Origin of the sequence: Actinophytocola sp. (genome assembly GCF_035712165.1) — a bacterium.
In the GTDB taxonomy this organism is placed as follows: Bacteria; Actinomycetota; Actinomycetes; order Mycobacteriales; family Pseudonocardiaceae; genus DASYTH01.
In genome coordinates this window covers 1-5849 of record NZ_DASTBH010000566.1, presented here as the reverse complement: position 1 = coordinate 5849, position 5849 = coordinate 1, and the positions used below count along the sequence as shown (strand labels likewise).

The following is a 5849-nucleotide window of genomic DNA, read 5'->3' as shown; positions in this document are numbered from 1 at the left end:
CGTGGTGGCGGCCGGTGTCGACTGGTTCGGCAGCCGGGGCCGCGCGCCGGACCCGACACCTGAGGCGGGCGAAGCATGATGTCCGCCGAGCCCGAACCGGCGGTGCAGGACCGTCCGGATCCGCCCGCCCCGGCGGGGTTTCGGGCGTGGCGGCCCACCGCGGTGCTCGTCGCCGTGGCAGCCGCGGTGGCGCTGGCGGTGCTCGCCCCGTTGTTGCGCCGCGGTTTCGTCCTCACCTACGACATGGTGTTCACCCCACGGCAGCCGCTGCTGGCCGACGGTCTCGGCCAGGGCACCGCGCTGCCGAGGGCGGTGCCCTCCGACGCGATCGTGGCCGTGGCGACGGCCGTGCTGCCCGGCGACATCGTGCAGAAGCTCGCGCTGGCCGCCGCGCTGTTCTTCGCCGTGCTCGGCGCCGGCCGGCTGGTGCCGACCGGCTCCACCGCCACCCGGGTGGTCGCCGGGCTGGCCTACGGCTGGAGCGCCTACGTCGCCGAGCGGTTGTTCATCGGGCACTGGCAGATCCTGCTGGCCTACGCCTGCCTGCCCTGGATCGCCCTGGCCGGCCTGGCGTTTCGCCGGGGTGAGCCGAAGGCGGGCGCCCGGCTGGTGCTCACCTGCCTGCCGGCGGTGCTCACCGCGCCGGGCGGCATGCTCGCCGCGCTGGTCGCGATGGTCTCGGCGGGCCGCAGGCGGCTGCCCTTCACCGGGGTTGCGATGCTCGTGCTGAACGCGCCGTGGTGGTTGCCTGGCCTGCTGCATCCGGCCACCGCCGCCGCCGCACCCGAGGGGGTGGACGCGTTCGCGGCCCGGGGCGAGAACTGGGGCACCCAGTTCGTCAGCCTGCTCGGCCTGGGCGGCATCTGGAACGCCGAGGTGGTTCCGGACAGCCGGGCCAACCCGCTGCTTCCGCTGGTCATCCTGATCATGGTCGGTGCCGCGGTCCACGGGTTGCGGGTGCTGGCCCGCCGCTGGGGGGCCGCGCCGGCCCGCGCGCTGGCCCTGCTCGGCGCCTTCGGCCTGCTGCTCGCCGCGCTGCCGACCGTCCCGGTGGGCGCGGCGCTGATGCGCTGGCTGACCGTGCACGGACCCGGTTTCGCCCTGTTGCGCGACTCGCAGCGCTGGGTGGCCTGGTGGGCGTTGCCGCTCGCGCTGGGGTTCGCGCTGGCCGTGGAGAGCGCGGCCGGGGCGTTGCGCACCCGCGCCGGGCGGGCCGCGGTGCTGGTGACGGCGATGCTGCTTCCGGTCGCCATGCTGCCGGACCTGGCCTGGGCCGGGTTCGGGCGGCTGGCCGCGGTGTCCTACCCGAGGGACTGGACGCGGGTCAGCGAGATCCTGGCCGCCGACGAGCGGCCGGGCGACGTGTTCGTCCTGCCGGCCGGACTGTTCCGACAGTTCGAGTGGAACGGCAGGCGCACCCAACTCGACCCCGCGCCCCGGGTGCTTCCCGAGACCACGGTCCTGGACGACACCCTGCTGGTCGGCGGCCGCCCAGTGCCCGGCGAGGACCGGCGGGCCGCGGAGATCCGCCGGGCCGGCCTGAGCGGGCTGCCCGGGCTGGGCGTCGGTTGGCTGCTGATCGAGCACGGCACGCCGGGCCCGGTGCCCGCGCTTCCGTCCGGCGCGACCGAGGTGTTCGGTGGCCAGTGGCTGTCGCTGTACCGGCTGCCGGGCGAGGTCGTTCCGTACGAGCGGGGCCGCCCACCGGTGGCCGCGGTGGTCATCGGCGATGTCGGATCGTTGCTTCTGATCATCGCAATGCTGTTGTGGTGGGGGTTACCGACCGGTAGATTTACCCCGTTCCGGCGGAACCAGCCAGGAGAGTGAACCGTGCGGTTGATCATCGGTGCCATCGTCGCCGTTGTGGGTGGCTTCGTCCTCGCGTCTGGCGTGGCCGTCACAGTCGCGCTGACCTCGGCTCCGGACAACAGCATCAACTTCGAAGAGGTCGCGCCGCCGAACCCGTGGGCCGGCGCGGTCAACTACGGCACCAAGTAACCGCGGCTGATCGCCCGCTCGAAGGCGGCGATCCCGCGCTCCCAACCCAGCTTCCGGGCCCGCGCGCGGCCGGCCGCGCCCATGGTCGCCCGCAGCTCACCGTCGCGCAGCAGCGTGGCCACGCACTCCACCAGATCCTCGAAGTCCTCGGCGAGCAGGCCGGTCTCGTCGTGCACGATCGAGTCGGTCACCCCGCCCGCGGCCCGGTAGGCGATCGACGGCACCCCGTGCCCGGCCGCCTCCATGATCGAGATGCCCCAGCCCTCCTTGACCGACGGGCACAGGTGCAGCGCCGAGCGGGCCAGGATCTCGTGCTTGTCCTGTTCCTCCACCCAGCCGTGCAGGGTCACCCGGTCCTCGACGCCACGCAGCTGCGCGTGCCGGCGCAGGTTCTCCGCCCACCAGCCCTGGCCGACCACCTCCAGGCGCAGCTTGGGCCACTGCTCGGCGAGCCGGGCCAGCACGTCGATCGCGTGCTCGACCCGCTTGTGCGGCACCAGCCTGCCGACCACGGCCAGCACCGGGTCCTCGTCCGGCTCGGCGTGGGTGGCCGGCGCCGGATCCACGCCGGGCTCGATCACCGTGATGCGCTCCGGGGCCACTCCCAGCCGGACGAGCTCGTCGCGGGTGGACAGCGAGACGGTGAGGTAGCGGCAGCCCCGGTAGATCCGGGGCGCCAGCCGCGACTCGATCCACCAGCCGATCCGGCCGAGCCGCTCCCCCAGCACCGGCTGCCACTGCTCCCGGTGCACGTGGTGCACCAGGACGTGCACCGGGCAGCGGGCGACCAGCCGGGAGAAGAACGGGATGCCGTTCTGCACGTCCACGATCACGTCCGGCCGGGTCCGCAGCACCGCCTGCAGGCCCCGCAGGTAGACCGTCAGGCGGTTGCCGCGCCTGCGGATCCGCACCCCGCGCCGCCACTCGTCGGCCGGGGCCTGATCATGTGCCGCGCAGTGCATGGTCACCCGGTAGCCCCGGCTGGCCAGACCCTCGGCCATGCGCTCCAGGTAACGTTCCGAGCCACCGCCCTCGGGATGGCTGGTGTCGCGCCAGTTGAGCAGTAACAGGTGCGGACGTGCGCCGTTGCACTCGATATCCGTCAACCCTCGCTCCAAAAACACCTGATAAGTTACCGGTCAGTACGAACGTAGTCGAAATACCCGGCGAAAGCGATACCCAGGATGAAAAAAGAGGCCACGCTGAGTCGCTCGACGCGCCTGTTTCGGGCATTTCTCGTCGAGCAGTCGGACCCGGACCATTTCTATCGGACACTGGCCGAGGACTCGGTACGCCAGGTGGCCTCGTTCACCCCGCTCGACGGCCGGGTGGTCCTCGATGTCGGGGGCGGTCCGGGCTACTTCTCCGACGCCTTCACCGCGGCCGGGGCGCACTACCTCGGCGTCGACCCGGACGTCGGCGAACTGTCCGCGCGCGGCCGTCCCGGAGCCGGCATGGTCCGCGCCAGCGGCACCGAACTGCCTGTTCAGACCGGGTCGGTGGACCTCTGCTACTCGTCCAACGTGCTGGAGCACGTTGCCTCGCCCGCCGCCATGCTTGCGGAGATGGTCCGGGTGACCAGGCCCGGCGGAACGGTGTTCGTCTCCTTCACCCCGTGGCTGTCCCCGTGGGGCGGCCACGAGACCGCGCCGTGGCACTACCTGGGCGGACACTTCGCCCGCAACCGATACGCGAAACGCCACCTGCGGGAACCGAAGAATCGCTTCGGCGAGAGCCTTTTCGCGATTTCCGTGGGCACCGCGCTGCGCTGGGCGCGAACCTGCGGAAACGCCCGGCTGGTGCGGGCGTTTCCGCGTTATCACCCGTGGTGGGCAATCTGGATCGTGCGTATTCCGGGACTGCGGGAGTTCGCCTCCTGGAATCTCGTGATGGTGCTGAGAAAACTCTGATTCGCCGGTCAGGTGGTGGTGCCGCTGAGCTCGCGGTCGTCCTCGGGCGAGCGGTGCACGACGGCCCGCCGGCCCCGGCCGCCGCCCAGCAGCAGGAACAGCGCCGCGACGATCAGCAGGGCGCCACCGATCCACAGGTAGACCGGCAGCCCGGTGAGCAGCCACAGCTTGGACAGGTTGTCGTTGGCGTCGCTGACGTTCTTGTCGACCGTCTGGTCGGTGAAGGCCAGCGTGCCGTCGAAGACGACGGTGCCCTGGCCGGGCTGCTCGTCGGACTGCACCAACTCCTGGTGCTGCGACTCCTGGCCCTTGACGATCAGGCCGGTGGCCGGCTCGACCCACATGGTGCGCCGGTTCTGGTAGTACAGGTCGGCCTGGACCGACGGCTCGGTGTCGCCCACCAGCGAGCCCGGCACCACCCGCTCCTCCACCTTGGTGGGCGGGATCTCCTGGACGAACCGGTAGGTGTCCAGGCCGTTGACCTCTTCCTCGCCGTCGAACCTCGCCTCGGCGCTCGCCCGGATCGTCAGGTCGTACATCTGGTACGACGTCTTCTGGGTGTCGAACGGGAACTTGAGGTTCACACCGGGCTGCGGGGTGCCGTCCTCCTTGACGACCTGCAGGGTTCGCGGGTCGGTGGTGGCCTTGATGTAGCGCACCGTGCAGGGCTCCACCGCCTCGGCGGTGTGCCGGTCGACGCAGAGCTGGCGCTCGGTCGCCTTCACCAGGTTTCCGTTCTGGTCGACGATGGTGAGCGCCTCGATCCAACTCGCGACGTCGCCGTTCTCCTGAACCTCGGGCGAGGTCAGGTCGCCGGTGACGTACCGGTTGGCGGTGAGGGTGAGGTTCTGCCGGATGACCGGCGTGGCCGGGCCGCCCGGTTCCTCGGATTCGAAGACCAGCGCGATCACTCCGCTACCACTGGCGACGGACACGCCCTGCGGGTCCAACGGGGCCTTGGCCAGGCGAGGATAGGCGTAGAAGCGGAGCATCAGCCCCAGCACCACCGCGAAGACCCCGAGCCCCAGCAGGACGAATCCCACGATGCGACGCAACAAATCCTCCTCAGCTTCGATCCAGGCCCCACAGGTTACTCAGTGGTAACTCAGAAGCAATAGACCGTTTGTCCCAGTTTGGTCCCGAAGCTGCCAGACCGGACGACGCTGGCTAACCTGCGCCCGTGGCTCCCGAACTCCCGGACGGACGGTAATGACCGGCACCGGTCGCCCCACCGGCGTCCGCGCGCTGCTCGGCGCGTCCGCGACGGTGACGCTGGCGACCGTCGTGGTGAACCTGCTCAGCTACGTCCTGGTCGCGGTGGGCACCCGGGTGCTCGGTCCGGAGCGCTACGGCGAGTTGGCGGCGCTGCTGGGACTGCTGGCGGTGGGCGCGGTTCCGGCCCTGACCCTGCAGGTGGTGCTGGCCCGGCGGGTGGCGGCCGGCGAACCCGGCGGGTTGGGCCGGGCCGCCGGGTACAGCGCGGTCGTGGTCACGGTGGTGGCCGCCGCGGCGGTCCCGGTGCTGCACCTGTCCCTGCGCATCTCGGTGCCGGCCCTGATCCTGATGACGGTCGCGCTGCCGGCGATGACCCTGATCGCCGCACCGATGGGGGTCGTGCAGGGCCTGCACCTGTTCGGCCGGCTGGCGGCGGTCACCGTGATCGCCGTCGGCGGGCGGGTCGGCGGCGCGATCATCGGTCTGGTCGCCTTCGGCACGTCGGTCGCGACCATGGCCGGGATGGCGGCCGGAGCCTGGCTGGCCGTACTGGCCGGCGCGCTCGCCGTGCGCGGCCCCGGCTGGGCCGCGCTCGTTGCCCGCAACGGTGTTCGGGCGCTCGCCGAGGTCGGCCACGCCGCGGTGACCATGCTGGCCTTCGCCGCGCTCACCACCGTGGACGTGTTGCTGGCCAAGCGTTATCTGCCGGCCACCGATGCCGGCCTG

The 5849-nt window shown here is 71.7% G+C and carries 5 protein-coding genes and 1 pseudogene; 4 read left to right on the top strand and 2 right to left on the bottom strand.

Features of this window, described 5'->3' with window-relative positions; all coding sequences use genetic code 11:
• The first annotated feature begins 75 nt into the window (after positions 1 to 75).
• Both VFO68_RS32935 and VFO68_RS32930 read left to right on the top strand, forming a co-directional pair.
• A complete protein-coding gene (locus VFO68_RS32935; RefSeq protein WP_325162342.1) occupies positions 76 to 1827 on the top strand; it encodes a hypothetical protein in 1752 nt (583 codons plus the stop codon).
• A 3-nt stretch (positions 1828 to 1830) separates the two neighbouring features.
• Positions 1831 to 1998: a hypothetical protein gene (locus tag VFO68_RS32930; RefSeq protein ID WP_325162341.1), complete on the top strand. Its 168-nt coding sequence runs from the start codon at positions 1831 to 1833 to the stop codon at positions 1996 to 1998.
• Here the strand turns inward: VFO68_RS32930 and VFO68_RS32925 are convergent.
• Complete coding sequence (locus VFO68_RS32925; protein WP_325162340.1) at positions 1983 to 3104, bottom strand: glycosyltransferase family 4 protein; 1122 nt, start codon at positions 3102 to 3104, stop codon at positions 1983 to 1985. The two genes, VFO68_RS32930 and VFO68_RS32925, sit on opposite strands and share 16 nt — an antisense overlap.
• 78 nt (positions 3105 to 3182) lie before the next feature.
• Between VFO68_RS32925 and VFO68_RS32920 the strand changes: the two genes are divergently transcribed.
• Positions 3183 to 3908 carry a class I SAM-dependent methyltransferase gene (locus VFO68_RS32920; RefSeq protein ID WP_325162339.1) on the top strand — a complete coding sequence of 242 codons (726 nt, stop codon included), beginning with the start codon at positions 3183 to 3185 and terminating at the stop codon, positions 3906 to 3908.
• 8 nt (positions 3909 to 3916) lie between these two features.
• Here the strand turns inward: VFO68_RS32920 and VFO68_RS32915 are convergent, their stop codons facing one another.
• On the bottom strand, positions 3917 to 4963 hold the full coding sequence (locus VFO68_RS32915; protein WP_325162338.1) for a DUF3068 domain-containing protein: 1047 nt from the start codon (positions 4961 to 4963) through the stop codon (positions 3917 to 3919).
• A 154-nt stretch (positions 4964 to 5117) separates the two neighbouring features.
• Here VFO68_RS32915 and VFO68_RS32910 point away from each other — a divergent pair.
• A pseudogene (locus VFO68_RS32910) lies at positions 5118 to 5849 on the top strand (hypothetical protein); the annotation flags it as partial.

What these genes read in the sequence shown, in the direction of transcription:
- VFO68_RS32935 (WP_325162342.1), top strand. Translation starts at nt 76, where the DNA reads ATGATGTCCGCCGAGCCCGAACCGGCGGTGCAGGACCGTCCGGATCCG.
- VFO68_RS32920 (WP_325162339.1), top strand. Translation starts at nt 3,183, where the DNA reads ATGAAAAAAGAGGCCACGCTGAGTCGCTCGACGCGCCTGTTTCGGGCA.